16 protein-coding genes and 2 pseudogenes are annotated in these 19230 nt (G+C 63.6%); 3 read left to right on the forward strand and 15 right to left on the reverse strand.

Going from position 1 to position 19230, the window contains the following annotated elements; genetic code table 11:
• Positions 1–161: 161 nt before the first annotated feature.
• The 3 genes from GGQ64_RS26965 to GGQ64_RS26975 form a co-directional block, all read right to left on the reverse strand.
• Positions 162–1358 (reverse strand): MFS transporter, encoded by a 1197-nt coding sequence (locus GGQ64_RS26965; protein WP_246422972.1) that lies wholly within the window; start codon positions 1356–1358, stop codon positions 162–164.
• 67 nt (positions 1359–1425) lie between these two features.
• The gene (locus GGQ64_RS26970) at positions 1426–2394 is read right to left on the reverse strand and encodes a quinone oxidoreductase family protein (protein WP_183808395.1); all 969 of its coding nucleotides are present in this window, start codon (positions 2392–2394) and stop codon (positions 1426–1428) included.
• A complete protein-coding gene (locus GGQ64_RS26975) occupies positions 2391–3899 on the reverse strand; it encodes an FAD-dependent oxidoreductase (protein WP_183808409.1) in 1509 nt (502 codons plus the stop codon). The genes GGQ64_RS26970 and GGQ64_RS26975 overlap by 4 nt, the downstream gene beginning before the upstream one ends.
• Before the next feature lie 44 nt (positions 3900–3943).
• Here GGQ64_RS26975 and GGQ64_RS26980 point away from each other — a divergent pair, with 44 nt between their 5' ends.
• Positions 3944–4438 (forward strand): MarR family winged helix-turn-helix transcriptional regulator, encoded by a 495-nt coding sequence (locus tag GGQ64_RS26980; protein ID WP_183808396.1) that lies wholly within the window; start codon positions 3944–3946, stop codon positions 4436–4438.
• Between the two features lie 97 nt (positions 4439–4535).
• Here GGQ64_RS26980 and vapC read toward each other — a convergent pair whose 3' ends face one another.
• The 11 genes and pseudogenes from vapC to GGQ64_RS27035 all read right to left on the reverse strand — a co-directional run bounded on the left by vapC (position 4536) and on the right by GGQ64_RS27035 (position 15969).
• Positions 4536–5144 (reverse strand): tRNA(fMet)-specific endonuclease VapC, encoded by a 609-nt coding sequence (vapC, locus tag GGQ64_RS28150; RefSeq protein ID WP_343059592.1) that lies wholly within the window; start codon positions 5142–5144, stop codon positions 4536–4538.
• Between the two features lie 160 nt (positions 5145–5304).
• Positions 5305–6060, reverse strand: a complete 756-nt coding sequence (locus GGQ64_RS26990) for an SDR family NAD(P)-dependent oxidoreductase (RefSeq protein ID WP_183808397.1) — start codon at positions 6058–6060, stop codon at positions 5305–5307.
• 14 nt (positions 6061–6074) lie between these two features.
• Positions 6075–6845: pseudogene (locus tag GGQ64_RS26995) on the reverse strand (SDR family NAD(P)-dependent oxidoreductase).
• Positions 6842–8347 (reverse strand): FGGY-family carbohydrate kinase, encoded by a 1506-nt coding sequence (locus GGQ64_RS27000; RefSeq protein WP_183808398.1) that lies wholly within the window; start codon positions 8345–8347, stop codon positions 6842–6844. Before GGQ64_RS27000 ends, GGQ64_RS26995 begins: the two are co-directional and overlap by 4 nt.
• A gap of 71 nt (positions 8348–8418) precedes the next feature.
• Positions 8419–8754: a carboxymuconolactone decarboxylase family protein gene (locus GGQ64_RS27005; protein ID WP_183808399.1), complete on the reverse strand. Its 336-nt coding sequence runs from the start codon at positions 8752–8754 to the stop codon at positions 8419–8421.
• A gap of 10 nt (positions 8755–8764) precedes the next feature.
• The gene (locus GGQ64_RS27010; RefSeq protein WP_183808400.1) at positions 8765–10366 is read right to left on the reverse strand and encodes an acetoin dehydrogenase dihydrolipoyllysine-residue acetyltransferase subunit; all 1602 of its coding nucleotides are present in this window, start codon (positions 10364–10366) and stop codon (positions 8765–8767) included.
• Positions 10363–11340 (reverse strand): alpha-ketoacid dehydrogenase subunit beta, encoded by a 978-nt coding sequence (locus GGQ64_RS27015; RefSeq protein WP_183808411.1) that lies wholly within the window; start codon positions 11338–11340, stop codon positions 10363–10365. The genes GGQ64_RS27010 and GGQ64_RS27015 overlap by 4 nt, the downstream gene beginning before the upstream one ends.
• Complete coding sequence (locus GGQ64_RS27020; protein WP_343059594.1) at positions 11340–12368, reverse strand: thiamine pyrophosphate-dependent dehydrogenase E1 component subunit alpha; 1029 nt, start codon at positions 12366–12368, stop codon at positions 11340–11342. The genes GGQ64_RS27015 and GGQ64_RS27020 overlap by 1 nt, the downstream gene beginning before the upstream one ends.
• Before the next feature lie 42 nt (positions 12369–12410).
• Positions 12411–13403, reverse strand: a complete 993-nt coding sequence (locus tag GGQ64_RS27025) for an ABC transporter permease (protein ID WP_183808401.1) — start codon at positions 13401–13403, stop codon at positions 12411–12413.
• Positions 13400–14914, reverse strand: a complete 1515-nt coding sequence (locus tag GGQ64_RS27030; RefSeq protein ID WP_183808402.1) for a sugar ABC transporter ATP-binding protein — start codon at positions 14912–14914, stop codon at positions 13400–13402. The genes GGQ64_RS27025 and GGQ64_RS27030 overlap by 4 nt, the downstream gene beginning before the upstream one ends.
• A gap of 107 nt (positions 14915–15021) precedes the next feature.
• Entirely contained in the window at positions 15022–15969 is a 948-nt protein-coding gene (locus GGQ64_RS27035) for a sugar ABC transporter substrate-binding protein (protein ID WP_183808403.1), read from the reverse strand.
• A gap of 133 nt (positions 15970–16102) precedes the next feature.
• On the opposite strand from GGQ64_RS27035, the gene GGQ64_RS27040 reads away from it, so the two are divergent.
• The gene (locus GGQ64_RS27040; RefSeq protein ID WP_183808404.1) at positions 16103–17077 is read left to right on the forward strand and encodes a sugar-binding transcriptional regulator; all 975 of its coding nucleotides are present in this window, start codon (positions 16103–16105) and stop codon (positions 17075–17077) included.
• A 71-nt stretch (positions 17078–17148) separates the two neighbouring features.
• Here the strand turns inward: GGQ64_RS27040 and GGQ64_RS27045 are convergent, their stop codons facing one another.
• A complete protein-coding gene (locus tag GGQ64_RS27045; RefSeq protein ID WP_343059595.1) occupies positions 17149–17883 on the reverse strand; it encodes an ornithine cyclodeaminase family protein in 735 nt (244 codons plus the stop codon).
• A gap of 115 nt (positions 17884–17998) precedes the next feature.
• Here GGQ64_RS27045 and GGQ64_RS28430 point away from each other — a divergent pair.
• Positions 17999–19230, forward strand: a pseudogene (locus GGQ64_RS28430) (IS66 family transposase); the annotation flags it as partial.

The raw sequence follows: 19230 nt of genomic DNA on the forward strand, positions 1-19230 counted from the left end.
GCGCCGGAAGCCTCTCTCCCGACCCTCAACCCGTCACGGTCAAACCGGCCAAACTCTTACTCTCAGGGGGCCTTGCAAGGGGCAGGTTGTGCTAAAACTCCAGCGACTATCTCCAAATTCAGTGCTGATCCGTAAGCCCCCTGACACCGCTCGAACGGGCATCAGCTTTCTGCGGCAATTGTCTCGGGATCGATCCGGGGAAGCCGGCTGCGGGCGATGACGGCTCCGGTCAGCGCGATCAGGACGACAGCGCCAACCCATGCGCCATATAAAGCTTGCCCAAGGATAAGCCCTGCCAGAACCGGAGAGACGATGTCGGTGACGGCAACGAGGGACTGGATCGCTCCCATAACCACGCCTTGCCGTTGTTGCGGGACATGAACGGAGAGCGCCGCCACGAAGGTCGGACGGGCCAGCGCTACCCCAGTGCTGACGCAGAGGACCGCAAAGGCGAGCGTGGCGATGCTGCTTGCCAGACCCGCTGCGACATAGCCAACGGACAGGATAGCGAAGACCACAACGATCAGGTTTCTCTCGGTAAAGCGGCCGCCAAGCCACTTCAGGAGGAAAAGCTGCACCACGATGTTGATTGCGCCATCGGCGGTGAGGATGTAGCCCAGTTCCTTCGGGCCGAAGGCGTGGCCATCCCAAATGAAGGTGTCGCTCAGGAACACGGCAAGCTGGGAACTGAACATGCCATAGGAAAAGTAATGACAAAGCAGGACGATAATGAGAATGCGAATGACCGGTGAGGTCAGAATCGACCGGAAAGAAACGACTTCCCTGACTTGCCCGCCCTCTTCGGCATCGCCGCCGGTCTGACCGGAAGCGGTATTGCTCTTGAGCCAGACGCCGGTGACGAGCATGCTGGTCGCCGACAGGGCCCAGGCCGCCCAGATCGGTGCCGTAAGGGAGATGTCCGAGAGGTATCCGGCAAGGCTTGGACCGACGATTCCGCCGAGGCCGAGGCCTGCGCTCAGGATGCCGATCGCCTGTCGCCGCGTGGCGGGGCTGCTATTGTCGGCGGCATAAGCCGCCGCAGCCGCAAAATTGGCTGCGGTGAGCCCGAGCAGGACCCGCGCGAGCAACACGAAGACCACGCTGTTGGCCAAGGCAAGCAATGAAAGGCTGATCAGCGCTCCGGCCTGGCTGGCGAGCAGCACCTTCTTGCGACCGAAGCGGTCGGAGAGCTGCCCGAGCCACGGGGCCGCGGCGAACTGGCTGAGCGCTTCGGCGCCGAGGACGAGCCCCAGAACCAGCGGCGACGCTCCAAGGTCCCGGAGGTAGAATGGCAGGATCGGCAGGATGGCGCCGCTGCTGGCGGCGTCGAGGCTGACAATGATGAAGACCGGCAGCATCAGCCGCCAATCGAGTTTCTGAGCTGCGGGGCTTTCGCCGCCGATCGCAAGGGTATCACCGCTCATCTCATGCACCTCGCCTACCGAGGGTAAAGACGGTTCGGCAGGCGCTATCGTCCTGCGACCAAGCAGACTCGAAATCTTCCAGCGGAACCGGCTTGAACGCGATCCGAAAGCCCCCTGAAACCGTGGCCTGCAGTAACTCGCGGATGGCGGCAACAAGACGGTCGAGCGATATACTGCCGATGCCGCTACCCATCAGCTCGATCGCAGAAGCGCGCAGCACGGCACCTGGAAACGTGATTTCCTGACCGCTCGCGGAACCGATCTGTACGAACCGGATGGGCACGGCGTCCGCACCGGCTTTGGCAGCCGCGATCAGCAGTTGTTGCGCGCTCTTGCCCCACAGATAGTCGATGATGACATCGACGCCTTGGGCGAACTGCTCTTTGAAACTGGCCTCAAGAGCCGCCGCGTCATCGACCAGCGGAATCGTCACGTCCGCGCCGAGAGCCTCCAGCTGTCGGAGGACATCAACATTGCGGCCGGTCGCGATGACCTTCCTCGCGCCGCGATACCTGGCGATCTGCACGGCGAGACGTCCAGCCGTTCCCGTGGCACCATTGATGAGCACCGCCTCGCCGGGCTTGAACCTGGCCCGCTCGCTCAGGGCGGCCCAGGACGACATGCCGGGATTTGCGATGGCGGCGGCTGTCGCGTCGTCGAGTTCATCGGGCATCTGCAGGCAGTGTACGATTGGCGCCACCGTCCGCTCCGCCATGCTGCCGAAGGGTGCGCGCGGCAAGACGAAATAGACCCGGCGCCCGTCATCCAACCGCCCCACGCCGTCGATGCCGACGACGAAGGGAAACCGGTCTGTCGAGGCATAGTGGCGGCCGGATGCCCGGCTCTTGACATTCTGGCTGATGGCGGCCGCTGTCACGGTGATGCGGTTCTCGCCTGAAACGGGCGCCGGATCCTCGAAATCCCCGTAGACTGGCGCCTTGCCGGCCCCCTGAACGATGGCGGCCTTCATGACAAACCTCCTGGGCCGAGACCAACCGCTTGAAGATATGTCTCCAGCGCCGTGATCTCGCTCGATGCGACGATGGCGCCGACATAGCCGTCGGGGCGCACGAGTACCCAATCGCCGGAGTTGACGGCGTACGCGTCATTGAAGTGCCCTCCGTCATCAATGATATCTCCGCGCGGACCGATCGCGTGGATACGCAATCCCGGGCGCGGTGGTATGGCCACACGCTCGACCCCGTAGCCAAGCAGCGTCCATTGCGGGCCCTCGAAGAGGCTGAACAGGCGGATCGGCTGACCGCCGGCGCCGCGAAGCGGTGCATCCGGGGCGCGATCGCCCGCAAGCAGGCCGCCGCTTCGCTCCGGCCTCTCCAGCGCGAGCAAGGATTCGGGATAGCCGATGTCGAGCTGATGCACCTCGCGGCCGCGCCGCATCTCGCCGCGCTTGAGGGCGTCGAGCAGCGTGGTGGCAAGACCGAGCATGGCCGCCGCAATCGGACGGCGCTCTTCCTCGTAGCTATCGAGTAGTGCATCGGGGGCACCGGCGGCTACTGCCGCCAGCTTCCAGCCCAGATTATAGGCGTCCTGGACGCTGGTGTTGAGGCCCTGGCCGCCGGTCGGCGGATGGGTATGCGCGGCATCGCCGACGAGGAAGACGCGGCCGAGCCGATAGCGATCGGCAAGGCGGGCATTCATGGTGAAGGCCGAGGCCCAGGACACCGACTGGATGTGAATATTGTCGCGGCTGGTGCGCTCCGCCACCAGAGCGGTCAGGCCTTCGGCGAAAAGATCGACCTCGCCTTCGAGCGGTATCGGACCCTGGATCTGGAATAGCTCCGTTCCCGCGAGCGGGCAGATCCCGATCTGCCGCGTCATGTCGCCTTCCGCGAAGCGATGCCAGACATCCCGGCCGAGGCCGGTCAGCGTGACATCCGCCACGACCGCGCGGACGCCGAGCGTCTTTCCGGGAAAGCCGATGTCGAGCGCGTGGCGCACGAAGCTGCGGCCGCCATCGGCGCCGACGAGCCAGCGCACGCGGATGCTCTCTTCCCCGCTCTTGCCAACAAGCCGCGCCGTCACGCCATCGGCATCCTGCTCGAAGCCGGCCAGTTCGCAGCCGAACTCAGGCCGATGCCCGAGTTCGACAAGGCGCTCGCGCATCACGCCCTCGGTCAGGAACTGTGGCACCATTAAGGGCAGATGATAGGGCTCGGCGGGCGTTGGGTCTTGATGCTCGACGACATCCGAGTCGGTGAAGCTGCCGTCGCCGTGATACGCTCGCTGCTGCGGATAGAGTCCCCCTGCCGCGACGATTCGATCGAGGATGCCGAGATCCTCGAATACCTCCTGCGTGCGCGGCTGTATGCCCTTGCCGCGGGAACCGCGGAACGGGTCGTCCAGCTTCTCGATCAACCGGAAGGAAACACCGCGCCGGGCCAGGTCGATCGCCAGCGTCAGGCCAGCCGCTCCCGCGCCGCAAATCAGCACGTCGGCTGCAAATTGCTCTGTCATTGTCATCCTCATGTGTGTAATATTCACATAATAGGAGACTCGGCATGACGTCAACAAAGAAAGTGAAAAATACACATATCAGCGATCAACTTCGCGAACTTCATGGCGCTCTGATTGACATCGTCAGCGTCATGAACCGCCCCCAGCGCGACGAGGCGATGGTGCGGGAGGCCGGCATATCGCTCGACCGCGCACTGTTTCCGTTGCTGGTTGGCATCGAGCGGTTTGGGCCGATCGGCGTGGTGGAAATGGCAGACCGCGTGGGGCGCGACTACACCACGGTCAGTCGGCAGGTCGCCAAGCTGGAAAGCCTCGGTCTCGTCGAGCGCAAGACAAGCAACGTCGACCGTCGCGTTCGCGACGCGACCATCACGCCGAAAGGCAAGGCGATGACGGATCTGGTTGACGGTGCGCGTGAGAAGATGGGGCGTGCGATCTTCGCCAGTTGGGACCAAAGGGACGTCGAGGAACTCGTGCGGCTCATGCGCAAGTTTGCAGACGATATTAACGGGGACGTTCCCACCGATCCGGGGAACTGACATCACCGTGAAGAGACCAGAACCGCAGACCCGGCAATTCCTTGTAATGTCTAGGCTTTCCCGCTTATGCAGCCGGCTAGCGATCACAAGAGCGATTTTAGATGGTCCAGTCTTCGATGCGTAAGCCGGCCACGCGATCAAACTCGCGCCGGCTGTTTGTCACCACGATTAATCCGCGGGAGCGCGCGTGCCCTGCGATCAGTTGATCATACGGCCCGATAGGGGTTCCGTTCCGAGCGAGTTCTGCACGCAACTGGCCTGTATGGTTGGCCGCTATGTCATCATAAGGTAACACCTCGAGTCGGGCCGCAAAACCCTCAACAACGGCCAGATTGCGCTCTTGGCTCGCTGACTTTTCTGCCCCGTAAATCAACTCCATCAAAGTTACTGAGCTTATGCATAGTTGACCGTGGTGGCGATTGAACGCATCGCGCACCTGCAAGGCAGGCTGATCACGTTCGCTCATGAAGTCGGGGGTTGCCGCCGCACCCTCGAACCAGCTATCCCAAGCCTCCCCGGCGGGAGCTATAATTCGAGTGCGCCCAACCGCAACGATATCAACACGCTTCACATCATCAGGCAGAGCGACGGCCTTTGGCAGCCGAATGGCCTGGCTACGATTACTCTGGAATACCGCACCCTGTTCCATGACGTACTCCCTTGAATTTCCTTGTTCGAAGGCACCCGTCAGTTCCGTTCGATCCATTATGCGATCGTTTCAGCACATACAATGCACACAACACGTTGCAGCGCGAGCCCATTTTTTGGAACGTTCGCACATGGTTTGACAATCGTCCGGCACGGCTTCCAATACAGAAGTGACGTGCTTTCGCGAAGGCCCCAGCTTCACCTCCGTGCCTTTGCAACTAGCTTAGTACGATCCCGCCGTCGACATTTAGCGTCTGCCCGGTGACGAATGCGGCGTCGTCCGAAGCGAAGAAGGCGACGGCGCCGACGACGTCTTCGGGATCCCCGATACGCCGCATCGCGGTCTTGTCCTGCCAAGTCTTGCGGACCTCCGGATCGTCGAGGTTCACGCGGCCCATGTCGGTGAGGATGATGCCAGGGCAGACGCAGTTGGCCGTAATTCCGTCGACCCCGACCTCCTGCGCCAGGACGCGGGTGAAGCCCATGACAGCTGCTTTGGAGGCCGAGTAATGTGCCTGCTCGGGCGCGCCATGCTTGCCGCCGATGGAGGCGATGTTGACGACACGGCCGTACTGGCGTGCCTTCATCATCGGCAGCACCGCCTGGGTGACCAGGAATGTGCCCTTGGCGTTGACGTCCATGACGCTATCCCAATATTCCTCCTTCAGCCCGTCGACCTCGCCGGCGATCAGAATGCCCGCATTGTTGACCACCGCATCGAGATGGCCGAAGGCATCCGCGACGGCCCGGGCCATCGCCTCGACCTCGCCCTTGCTGCTGACGTCGGCAAGGACCATGACCGCGCGGCGACCGAGCGCCTCGATCTCGCTTGCCACCTCGGCCAGTACGCCCTCCTGCCGCGCGATATCGTTGATTGCGACATCGTAGCCGCGCGCGGCAAGGCCGATCGCGATGGCGCGGCCGATGCCGCGGCTTGCGCCCGTTACGAGCGCGGTGCGGTTGGAAGCAGTCATGTCAGTCCTCCAGATTACAAGGCGGTATAGCCGCCATCGATCGTCAACACTGTCCCAGTGATGTAGCTCGATGCGTCGGCGGCCAGGAAAAGAACGGCATTGGCGATTTAACGCGGCTCGCCGAGACGCCCCATCGGCGTCATGCGCATCCAGGTGTCGAACCACTCGGGATTGCTGCGGCCGCGCAGGGTGAGCTCCGTGCCGACATAGCCGGGCGCAACGGCGTTGACGCGCACGCCGCTCTTCGCCCATTCGACGGCAAGCGACTTTGTCAGAAGGTTCACCCCGGCTTTGGCCGCGTTGTAGGATATCTGCGGCTGCGGATAGACCGTCACCTCGCCGCAGATCGAGGAGATGTTGACCATAACGCCGCGACCGGCAGTGACCATCCTACGACCGAAAGCCTGGGCACAATGGAAGACGCCGCCGAGATTGATGTCGAGGACCGCTTTCCAGTCGTCTCGGCTCATCTCGAGAGCCGGGGCGTTGCGCACGATGCCGGCGTTGTTGACGAGCACATCCACGGCGCCGTGATCGGCGTAGATCGCCTCTACCGCCACTCCGACGGCGGCCGCGTCCGTGACGTCGAGCGACACGAAGACTGCCTTGCCGCCGCCGACCTCGATCGCCGAAGCGACGGCCCTCCCCTCGGCCTCGTCAATGTCGGCGACGATGACATGGGCGCCGGCGCCGGCAAGACGCTCGGCAATCTCCCGGCCGATGCCACGCGCGGCCCCCGTGACGACGGCACGCTTGCCGTCGAGCCTGAAGTCGGCGTCGCTCATGCGGATTTTCCTCCCTCGCGAATGGATTTCAGCGCGGGATAGAGCGCCCGGTATTGCTGATAGATGCCGTCATAGAGTGCAGTCTCGCGGGCGCGCGGTTCGATGCGCTTGCCGGGACGAACCATGGCGGCGATGCCGTCGTCGATCGTGGCGAAGTGCCCGGCGCCGTGCGCGGCAAGGACGGCGGCACCGACCGATGGCGCGTCGCGCGAGGCCGGCACGCAGACCGGAAGGCCGGCGGTATCGGCATGGATCTGCAGCCACAGGTCCGAAGCGCCGGCACCGCCGCCGATGGTGATCTCCGCGCCGCGATAGCCCGCCTCGGCCATGGCATCGAGAATGGCGCGCGTGCCGAAACCGATGCCTTCCATGATGGCGCGGAAGATGTGATGCGGCTCATGGGCGAGCGTCAGGCCGACGATGGCGCCGCGCGAGAGCGGATCGGTATAGGGCGTGCGGTTGCCCTGGAAATGATCCTGGACCAGCAGGCCGTCACATCCGGGCTCAAGCGCCGCCGCCTTTCGGTTGAGCGCTTCGAGCTCCATCGTTCCGTTCATCAGGCGCCCGAGCCAGGCGATGATCGAACCGGTCGACGTCTGCCCGCCTTCGACGATATAGCGATCCGGATAGACGCAGTCGCGATAGGTGCCCCAGACGCCCGGCGCATGGACGGCCTTCTCCGTGACGCCGAACTGCAGGTGGGACGATCCTGTGATCAGGGCGAGCTGGCCGGGTTTGGCGACCCCGAGGCCGATCATGCCGATCAGCGCATCGGCACCGCCCTGCATGACTTTGACCCTTGTAGAAAGACCGAGCTCCCCTGCCGCCTTTGCGGAAAGATTGGCGATGACGCCGCCGGGCGCGACAATTCGCTCCGGCCATTTGTCGAGCAGCGCCGAAAGGCCGAGCTTCTCCACCAGCGTCCTTGCCCAGCCGCCACGGTCGGTCTGGTAATGCCAGCGCAGCGTCACGTTGTTGAGGCTGGCGGCGCGTTCGCCGGTCAGCCGCATCGTCATGAAATCCTGGTATTCGCAGATCGTATGGGCGTTTTCAAAGATTTCCGGCTCGTTGCGGGCGATCCAGAGCGCCTTCGGGATCATCCACTCGGCGGAAACAGGCCCCTTGCCGCCTCCGTTGGAAATCAGCGCGTCGTCGCCGGTTGCCAGCACCGCATCAGCCTCGGCATTGGCGCGCACGTCCATCCAGATGATCGCCGGCCGCAGCGCCTTGCCGTTGCGGTCCAGCGCCACCACCGTGCAACTCGTCGTCGCCAGCGTAATCGCCTCGATGGCGGCCGGGTCGACCCTCGCCTCCGAAATGGCGCCGCGCGACGCCTGCACGAACGCGTTCCACCAGTCTTCCGGATTCTGTTCGGCGCGGGCGCCGGCCGAGAATCTGGTTTCATAGGGTACGGCGACGCTGCCAAGGCAGGTGCCGGACAGGTCGTAGACCCGTGCGCGAAGACTTTCCGTACCGCCGTCGGCAGTCAAAAAATAACCCATTCTGTTCTCCTCCCGCGTCTTCTCCCTCAAGACGCGACCTCGACACGCGACCTCGACACGCGAGACAGGCGCTATTGCAGCGCGCGCATGATTTCCAACGCCTTCGCACCGTACATGACGGCGGGGCCGCCACCCATTTCGACGGCGACCTCGAGCGCCTCCACGAGCTCGGCCTCCTTCGCGCCATGCCTGAGGGCGGCATCGACGTGATAGAGAATGCAATCCTCGCAGCCCTTGGATACGGCGATCGCGACGGCCAGCAGTTCCTTTTGGGCCGCAGTGAAGGTGCCGGACGTTGCCGCCACCTTGCTGACCCGCGCAAAACCGCCGAAAAGCTCGGGGCTCGCCTTTGCCAGCGTGCCGATCCGGCGCTGGGCGTCCTTCAGTTTTTCCGATGCATCGGACATGGCCTGATCCTCACGCTAGAAGAATGTCGACGACGTCCTTCGTCTGGTCCCATTGCGGCATGTGACCGGAGCGGGACAGAAGATGGACGGCGACGCGGGGCGGAAGCGAGAGAACGTGCTTCCATGGAATGATCCTGTCCTCCAGGCCGAAGAGCACCCGAACCGGCAGGGATGCCGGGAGCTTCTGGAGCGCCGCAAGACTGTCGACGCGCTGGCCGGACGGACCGGCAACCGCTTCCGCGAGAGCGACAAGCCGCCCCTTCGCCAGGTCCGCCGTGAGCGCTGCAAGGGCCGCTTCCGAAAGGTCCACGCCGTTCACCGACAGGCGGCGCAGCAGATGCGCGACTTCGCCGGCGGTCTTCGCCCCCGCCATGCCCCGGATGAAATGGCCGTCGATCTCCGCACCAAGCCCGGCCGGGGCGATGAGCGACAGGAACGCGACACGCCGGGGCGCCGCCGAAGCCAGGCCGAGTGCCGCCACCGCACCCAGCGAATGGGCAACGACATCGATCCTGTCGACGCCGAGCGTGTCGAGGAAGGCCGGCAGGTCATGGGAAAGCTCGGCGGAACTTGCCGCTTCGATTTCCGTCAGGCCATGACCCGGTAGATCGGGGACGATCACCCGTTTTCCGGCCCGCTTCAGGCTAGAGGTGACGCCCGCCCAGGTCGTGCGATCGCCGGAGAAACCGTGCAACAGCAGGACCGGATTTCCGCTGCCCGCGCCGGTATCGAGATAGGCCATGCGGCCGCGCTTCAAGGGCGCGAAATGGACGTCCGAGGGAGCGGCAGATGTGCTCGACGCGGGTGCAGCACCCGCGGCCGCGAGGACATCTTCCTTCTCGATGCGGCCGCGTCGGCCCGTGCCGCCGATCGTGGCGATGTCCAGCCCATGCCGCCGGGACAGACGCCGCGCGAGTGGCGTTGCGCGAACCCGGCTATCGACCGGAGTGGTGCCGCGGCCTGATGATCTCTGCGCAACCGCGGGAGCAGCGTCACCGGATTGCAATGCAACGGCCGCTTCCTCAGCATGGGGAATGCTGTCGGCCGGAACCTCGATCCGCGCGATCGGATCGCCGACTGTTACCATCTCGCCGTCTTCGCGCAGGATGCGCACGAGGCGACCTTCAGTCAGCGCCGGAAATTCCGCGGTGGTCTTGTCCGTCTCGATCTCGATGATCGCCTCGCCGCGGACGAAGCTCTCGCCCGGCGACTTCAGCCACTTGGCAACGCGCCCCTCTTCCATCGTTTCGCCGAGGCGCGGCATGGCGAGATCGGTCTCGATCCAACCGCCGGCTTCCATGGTCGATGCGACGGCAGCCTCGGCCGCGGGCTCCGCCTCCGCGCCTTCCTCCGCCGTCCAGTCCGGCCCTGCGCCGATGTCGATCCGGGCCAGCGCCGCGCCGACCTCCACCGTATCGCCGATCGAGACCAGCACTTCATGGAGCGTGCCGTCCCCCAGCGCCGGGAATTCGGCGATGGTCTTGTCCGTCTCGATCTCGATGATCGAATCGCCGCGGCGGAAGCTGTCGCCCGGCTTGATCAGCCAGCCGACGACCTTGCCCTCGTCCATCGTCTCGCCGAGGCGAGGCATTTTCAGGATGCGTTCGCTCATGCCAGCATTCTCTCGGCGACCTCGGCGATGCTGCGCGCGGACGGCACGCTGCCGGCTTCCAGTTCCTGCGAGACCGAAATCGGGACGTCCTCGCCCGCGACGCGCACGACCGGCTGCTCCAGGAAGTCGAAGCATTCCTCGGAAATGCGGGCGGCCAGTTCGGCGGCGACACCGGAGGTCATCACGCCTTCGCTGACGACCATGGCCTTGCCCACGCGCTCGACATGTTCGCGCACCGTGTCGAAATCCAGCGGATTAAGCGTCCTGAGATCGATGACCGTCGCTTCGATACCTTTCTTAGAAAGAGCCTCGGCGGCTTCGAGCGCGTAGAACACCTGGCGGGAATAGGTGACGATGACGAGATCGTCTCCCTTTCGCCGCACGGCGGCCTTTCCCCACGGCAGGGGATCGGCGTCGAAATCCACGTCTTCCTTGCGGGTGTAGAGCGCCTTGTGCTCGATGAAGACGACTGGATCTGGCTTGGTGAGGCTCTGGCGCAGCAGGTGATAGGCATCAGCCGCCGTCGCCGGCATGGCGAGCCGAAGGCCGGGCGTGTGCATGACCCAGGCCTCCAGGCTCTGCGAATGCTGGGCGCCTGCCGAGCGGCCCGTGCCGCCCTGCGTGCGCAGCACCATCGGCACGCCGATCTGGCCGCCGAACATGTAGCGGATCTTTGCCGCCTGGTTGGCGAGCTGGTCCATCGTCATGCCGAGAAAGTCGATGTACATGAGCTCGGCCACAGGCCTGAGCCCCGTCATCGCCGCGCCGACGGCGGCGCCGATGATGGCGGGTTCGGAAATCGGCGTATCGATCAGCCGTTCCGGGCCATGGGTCTTGATCAGGTCCTTGGTGACGCCGTAGGCGCCGCCGTAGCGGCCGACCTCCTCGCCGATGACGACGATGGTGCTGTCCTCGGTCATCGCATCGTCCAGCGCCTTGCGCAGGGCGTCTCTGTAAGTGGTCGAGGTCATCATCATGCATCATCCCTGGCGAGTACGCGATCGATCCGGCTGCCTACGGCTTCCGGTTCGGGTTCTCCGACGGCATAGACGTCGCGGAACATCGAGGTGAGCGGCGGCGCCTTGGACTCCACGGTGAAGTCGATCGTGGCGTCCATCTCTGCAGCGATGTCCTTGTCCGTCGCATCGAGCGCGGACTCCGTCTCCAGACCGGACGCAATCAGCTTGTTGCGTGCAAAGAGGACCGGGTCCTTCTTGCGGCCTTCCAGCTCCTCCGCTTCCTCGCGGTAGGGGCTCTTGTCCATGCGCGCATGGCCGAAGAACCGGTAGACATCGATGGACAGAAAGCCGGGCTTGCCCCCGCGGGCGTCATCGACAAGCCAGCGGGCCGCCGACTGAACCTCCTCGACGTCGAGCCCGTCGACCACAACGCCGTTGAGGCCGAAGGCCTTGGCGCGCTGGTCGAAAGCCGTGTTGCTGGTCGCCTGGTCGATGCGCGTTCCCATCCCGTACTGGTTGTTGATGCAGACGAAGAGGACGGGCAGGCCCCAGAGTGCTGCCATGTTCATGCTCTCGTAGAGAATGCCCTGCTGCATAGCGCCGTCGCCGAAGAAGGCGATCGAGACCGAATCCTGCTTCAGGCATTTGCTCGACAGGCCGGCGCCGACCACGGCTGGAATGCCGCCGCCGACGATCGCGTTGGCGCCGAGATGGCCGAGCGCCATGTCGGCGATGTGCATCGAGCCGCCCTTGCCGCGGCAGTATCCGCTTTCTTTGCCGCCGATCTCCGCCATCATCTGCTTCGGATCGGCGCCGCGGGCGAGAAAGATGCCGTGGCCACGATGGTGGGTGGTGAAGGTATCCTGCGGCTTCATCGCCGAGGACACGCCGGCAGCGCTCGATTCCTCGCCGATCGACAGGTGCAGCATAGACCCGGCCGACTGGCCGCGGATGAAGAGTTCACCGACCCGTTCCTCGAAGGTGCGGATGCGCCGCATCGTCCGGTAGAGCTCGAGAAGGTTGGAATTGACAGGAGCGCCCACGCGTCCCTCCTAACAGTTGCATGTGATGTTGACGGGCCGGGCCTAGAGCAGCTTCAGCTTGGTGGTCCGGGAGACGATCGCGACTGCGACCAGGATGATCAGCCCCTTGACGATGCTCTGGATGTACGTGTCCATGCCGATGAGGTTGAGGCCGTTGTTGATGACGCCGATGAACAGCGCACCGAAGAACGTGCCGGTGACGGTCGCCGTGCCCGGACGAAACATGGTCATGCCAATGAACACGGTCGCCAGGCCGTCGAGCAGGTAGCGCTCGCCGGCATTCGGCTGCCCGGAGCCGAGACGGGCTGCCAGGAGCATACCGGCAACCGCGGCGAAGAGACTGCAAACGACGAGCGCGGCGGCACGGTAGAAGCGGCCGTTGACCCCCGACAGCTCGGCTGCCTTGAGGTTGCCGCCGACCGCGTAGATGTAGCGGCCGAAGATTGTGCGCTCCATCAGGAACCAGGCGAGCACCACGAACAGCATCATCGCATAGGCAAGCACGGGAATACCTAACAACTGCCCCTGCCCGAACCACAGGTACGTTTCGGGCAGGCCGCCATAGATGGCGCGGCCGCCGGTCGTCAGGAAGTTGATGCCGTAGAGGATCGATCCGGTCGCCAGCGTCGCGATCAGCGACGGCACGCCGACGAGCGTCACCAGTGCCGAGTTGACGGCGCCGACGAGCACGCCGGCAGCGATACCGCCCAGCAGCGCAAGCGGCAACGGCACGCCGGAAATCAGCATGAGCGGTACGAGGATGCCGGCGAGACCGACCATGTAGCCGACCGACAGGTCCATCTCCCGGGCCGCAAAACCGAAGGTGAGACCCGCCCCGACGATCGTCAGCATCGAAATCTGCTGCACGATATTGAGCAGGTTCGTTGTGGTCAGGAACCGGTCGACAGTGAGCGCGAAGCCCAGGAAGAGAAGGATGAGCGCAAAGAGCGTGCTGTACTTCAGCATCCAGTCCTTGCGGGCGCGGCCGGACGCGGTATCCTTGGCCTGGGCGATGGTGGGGGATGCTGCGTTCATTGGAGGACTCCTGCCATGGCAGATATGAAGCGGTTCTCGGAAAAGTTGCCCTGGTCTATCTCGCCGGAGGCGCGCCTGTTGACAAAGGGGATGACGCGATCGGAGACATCGCCGATCTCCAGGAGATCGGAGGACGCGACGATGATGGCCGTGCCCTGCCCGGCAAGCCGTTTCAGGTGGCCGTGGATTTCGCGCTTGGCGCCGATATCGACGCCTTCGGTCGGCTCGACGAAGATCATCAGGCTGTAGCGTTCGTCGGCGCCGTAAAGCCACTTGCCGATCGACACCTTCTGCTTGTTGCCGCCGCTCAAGTCCTTGATCATCTGCGACGGCGAATGGGCCTTGACGTTCAGGAGTGACATGATCTTTGAGGCTTCCCGCACCTCGCGCGTGTTCGAGAGCACGCCGGATCCGCCGAAGGTCGCATGCTGGGGATGGACCATGGCGAGGTTCTCGCGCACGTCCCAGTCCGCCACCAGCGAATTTTCCATGCGCTGGTCGGGAATGAAGGCGACGCCGCGCTTCTGCATCGTGCGCGCATGGATTCCTTTCAGGACCTCGCCCTTGAAGCGGCAGGTGCCGGAAATCAGCCCCTCGCCGGTATAGATCGACCGGGCAAAGCCGAAATGGCCGGCGCCGGTGAGGCCGATCAGGCCGACGATCTCGCCGGCGCGGACCTGGAAGCGATCCACCTCGACGGCGCCGGCCTTCCAGCCTTCGATGTCCAGCACCGTGTCGCCGAGGCGCCGCTCGACAGCCCTCTCCGTCGATGCGGCGGCCACGCTGCCGGAGCGCTGGAGCATGAAATCGACCAGTTGCGCTTCCGTCGCGTCTGCGGCCGCAAGCGTCGAGATGTGGCGCCCGTCGCGGAGAACCGTGATGCGGTCGCTGAGTGCCTTCACCTCGGAAAGGAAGTGGCTGATCAGGACGATGCCGATGCCGCGCGCCGGCAGGGTCTTTATGATGCGCCAGAGATTTTCCTTCTCGCGGGCCGGCAGCGTCGCGGTCGGCTCGTCGAGGATGAGGAGCCTGATATCGCCGCGCAACGCCCGGACGATCTCGATCACCTTCTGGTCCGCCATCGGCAGGCTGTCGACCGGCCTGTCGAGATCGATCGAAACCTCCGGGAACCAGCGGCCGACGAGTTCGGCCGCGCGCCGCTTCAGTTCGCCCTTGTTGATAATGCCGAAGCCGATGCGGGGTTCGTCGCCGAGCAGGATGTTCTGCTCAGCAGTCAGTCCCGGGACGAGGCTTCCTTCCTGCGAGACATGGGCGATCCCCTTGCGGAGCGCATCACCGGCGCTGTGGAGGACGAACTCGATGCCATCGATGGAAATGCGGCCGGACGTCGGCTGCCTGCTGCCGCCAAGGATGCTGACGAGTGTCGTCTTGCCGGCGCCGTTCTCCCCGATGAGACCGTGCACCTCGCTGAAGCGGAAGTCGATGCTGACATTGTCGAGCGCCCGGGTGCCGGGATATTGCATCACGATGCCGGAAAGGCTGACGGACATCCTGCGGCCTCCAAAAAAATGAACGGGATAGGCCCCGCCTGCCGGCGGAACCACCAAGAGCATGCCTTGAAGGGCCGGCTCCACAGATGGAGCCGGCCCGCCGACGGTCACTGCGGGAGGAAGTCCCTGCAATTCTGCTTGGTCACGAGAGGCGCATCCATGTAGACGGTCTTCGAAGGGATGACCGTTGCCGGATCCTCCTTCTTCTCGACGATCGCCTCAATCCATTCGCCAGCCTGCGCACCCATCTTCTCGAAGGGCTGGCTGACGGTTGCAATCATAAGGCTGTCCGGCTTGCAAACCTCGGCGACGGCCTGCGGGTGGCCGTCGATGCCGATCACCTTGACGTTCTTCAGGCCGGCAGCCGTCAGTTCGTTGATGGCGGCCTGGGCCGGCTCGTCCCAGGGAGCCCAGACGGCATTGATCTCTTCGCCGAACCGCGAGGCGTAGTCCTGCATCGTCGAGGTCGTGTCTTCGAAGAAGGCGGTGTAGTCGATATTGTGCTCGGCCAGGACCTTGATGTCCGGATATTCCTTGAGGATCGTCTCCATCACGTCGCCGCGCTTGCGCGTGCCATGGTGCTCGGCCATGCGCAGGAAGATGATGCTGCCCTTGCCGCCCATCTCGTTCAGAAGATAGGGCGAGACATCCGACGACATCGCCCAGTTGTTCGTGGTGATGTCGACGAGCACGCCATCGATGTAACCGCTGTCGACGGTGATGACCGGGATCTTGGCGGCAATTGCCGCATCAAGTGCGGCGCGCGATGCGCGCAAATCCGCCATGGTGATGATGATCGCATCGACGCCGCGCGAAGCCGCGTCCTGCAGGTTCGACGCCGTCCGTTCGCCCGATCCGCCACTGTCCAGCAGGCTGACGTTCCAGTCCTTGCCCGTCTCCACCAGCCAGGCATCGAAGCCTGCCTTGACGCGCTGTTCGGACTGGGCGGCAGCATTGGCATGCACCCAGGCGAGATTCAGCGCATTGGCGCTGGCAGCACTCCACAGAAATCCAGCAGCGGCGACGATGGCCGCTTTCCTCCACATTCCAGACATTTGATCTCCTCCACAGCGGGCTCTCCACATTGACCCGCTTTTCCATTCGCGCTCAGTAGGCGAATGAGCTCATTGAAATTCACCTTGTTACAAATGTCAAACAAAATTACATTTGTAACAAGCAGGAGAAGCCATGTCTGAAGATGACGATGAATTGATGGTCCGCGCCGCCTGGTACTACTATGTCGGCGGGTTCAATCAGGAGATGACCGCCGCCCGCCTCGGGCTGACGCGGGCCAGGGTCAACAAGATGCTGTCGGAGGCGCGGGAAAGCGGGCTGGTCAGCATCTCGATCGATCACCAGCGCGTCGGCGTCCTGCCGCTCGAGGACACGCTCAGCGCGCGGTTTAATCTCGACTTCTGCATCTCGACGCCTGCCTTCGGCTTTCACAACACGCCGGGCGACAGCGAAGTGCGAAAGCAGATCGCCTTTCGGGCGGTAGGCGTCGCCGCCGCAAACCACCTGAAGACGCTTCTTTCGGATAACGGCACACTAACGGTGGGCACCGGATGGGGGCGGACGATCGAGCAGATGACGCTTCAACTCGCCGGCGTGCGGGCGCCCCATGCGCGCTTCATATCCGTGATGGGATCGCTGACGGCCAACAACGCGTACAATCCGTTCGAAGTGGTGCACAGCCTTGCGCGGCGCACCGGCGGTCAGGGTTTCTTCCTACCCGTCCCGTTCATTGCGGATTCGATCGACGACAGGAAAGTTCTGCTTTCGCAACGCTCGGTGGTCAAAGCCATGGAAATCGCTAAGACGGCCTCGGTCTGCATCATCAGCGCCGGCGAACTCACCGAAGACTCGCTTCTGAGACGCCAAGGTATGATCAGCAGTGTCGAACTCGAAAGCCTGCGGTCAGTGGGGGCGGTCGGGGATACCAACGGCATCTTCTTCGATAGCGAAGGAAGACAGGTCGACCACGACCTCAACAGGCGCACGATCGCACTCGGCTTCATGGAACTGAAGACACTACCCGTTATCTTGCTAATCGCCGGCCAGGAGAAAGCGATGGCAGCCAAAGCGCTATTGCGCAGCGGTATTGTCAATGGCCTCATTATCGACGGAGACGCAGCCGCCGCGCTTGATGCACTTGGCCCGTGAGTATCACTATCCGTCGCCTGGCCGCGTAGACGAGCGGAACGCCCCAAGCGAGAAGAAGGCCCGCCGGCTCGTCAGCCCGCGGCAAGGGCATCGTGCATCGGCGGCGAAGGTGGCGCGATGCAAAGCTCGGCAGCGGCGAGATCTTCAAGCGAGCATCCGACCGACTTGAACAAAGTGATGTCGAGCGCGTGTTCACGCCCGGGATGTTCACCGCGCGACAGCTCGAAAAGGCTGGCCTTGATGTCGCTTCTTTTGAGCGCGCCGCTTTTGAGCGCTTGCACCAGTTCTCCCGATTCCGACAGTGCTCCTTCGAACGTGTCGACGAATACCCGGCTGCGAACGAGCGCAGCCTCGTCGGCCTCCTTCATCTGCGGGGTGAACGCCCCAACCAGGTCCAGATGCGCGCCTGGCTTCAGCCATTCCCCCCTGATCAGCGGGTCATGGGAAAGGGTGCAACAGGATACGACGTCGGCGGCCTTTGCTTCCTTTTCCAGCCCTTGTGCCGGGCGAGCCCGCAAACCCATCGCCGCGAGTTCTTCGACGATCTTCTGGGCTTTCGACGCATCCCTTCCCCAGATGGCGATGTCGTCGAAATCGCGGACCGAGGCATGGGCGGCGGCAAGATTGGGGCTGAGCCTACCCGTGCCCACGATCAGGAGGCGTTTGCTGTCCTGGCGGGAGAGATAGCTCGACGCCAGCGCCGAGGCTGCTGCCGTCCGGCGTGCCGTCAGGGCGCCCGCTTCCATAATCGCAACGAGTGCCCCCGTCGTCGCGCTGAACAGAAGATATTGGTAAGTGGGGCAAATTCGGTGGCAGTTCGCTTAGCGGCCCGCCCTTGAGGTGTGCATAGAGGCGGTATTCGGGAGAAGCTGTTGGCGGCAGGGATTCCCCAGCTGGGGCAAATCATGATTCGATTCCGTCATGACCAAACGGCTCCCCTCCCCCGAGCATGCCGACACGCTTTCGCTGAAAGCGCTGCGCAGTTTGGTGACAGGCCTTGTCGATCGGGTCGAGGTTCTGTCCGCTGAGGTCAAGGAACTGCGCGAAGAGAACGCCGTCCTTCGCGAGGAGAACGAAATCCTGCGGCTAGATAATCCGCGGCTAAAGGTCGACAACCAGATGCTGCGCGATGAGATCGCCCGCCTCAAAGATCTGCCTCCTCGACCACCTTTTCGCCCGTCCGGGATGGACAAGGCAACGGACGCCATATCTGCCGACAGACCGCGGCCGAAGAAACCTCGCGGACCAAAGCTCGATGTGAAGCGGATCAGCCGGGAAGAGATACTGCCGATCAATCCGCCGGCGGGATCACGCTTCAAGGGATACCGGACTTGCATGGTGCGCGACCTCGTGCTGATGGCCGAGATCGTGCGGTACCGCCGCGAGTGCTGGATCACCCCGGAGGGTTCTGGCACCGCTTCCCGCCGGGGTGGTCGGCGGGTATGGCGCCAACCTTAGGCGGATTTGCCTGATGCTGCATACACAGGGTCAGGTCACGACGCAGCGATTGACGACCTTGCTGAATGATATCGGCATCGACGTGTCGAAGCGTCAGGTCGTGCGGCTTCTGACCAGAGGAATGGATGGCTTGGCTGCCGAGGATTCAGCGGTGCTGCATGCCGGCTTGGTGTCCTCCGATTACGTTACTGTCGATGATACTGGCGGCCGATATTTCCATAATCCGTGTTACGCCACACAAATTGGCGGCCCGAACTTCACCGTTTTCCGCACCACGCCGTCGAAGTCGCGGCTGAACTTCTTGTCCCTGCTGCGTGGCAATTATCAGGACTACGTTCTCAACGATGCCGCCTTCGATTATCTGGACCAGCGGCATGGTACCGACCCAACTCTCGTCGCCGGACTGCGAACCCGAACACCACAGCACTTCTGCAATGAGATTGCCTTCCTTCACTATCTCGCCAGCAAGGGAATCGACATCTTCGACAAGGAGGCAATCCGGCCGCTCGCCGAAGCCGGCATCTGGGGTGCGATCCGCCATCATGGCCTGATCGGCAAGGCGGTGATTGTGTCCGACGACGCCGGCCAGTTCCGCGTCGGCACCCATGCACTGTGCTGGGTTCATGCCGAACGTCTGCTGCAGAAACTGATGCCGGCCGCGCCTGGGCAAGTGCGACAGGTCGAAACTGTCCGGG

The organism is Mycoplana azooxidifex, from assembly GCF_014196765.1.
In the GTDB taxonomy this organism is placed as follows: domain Bacteria; phylum Pseudomonadota; class Alphaproteobacteria; order Rhizobiales; family Rhizobiaceae; genus Mycoplana; species Mycoplana azooxidifex.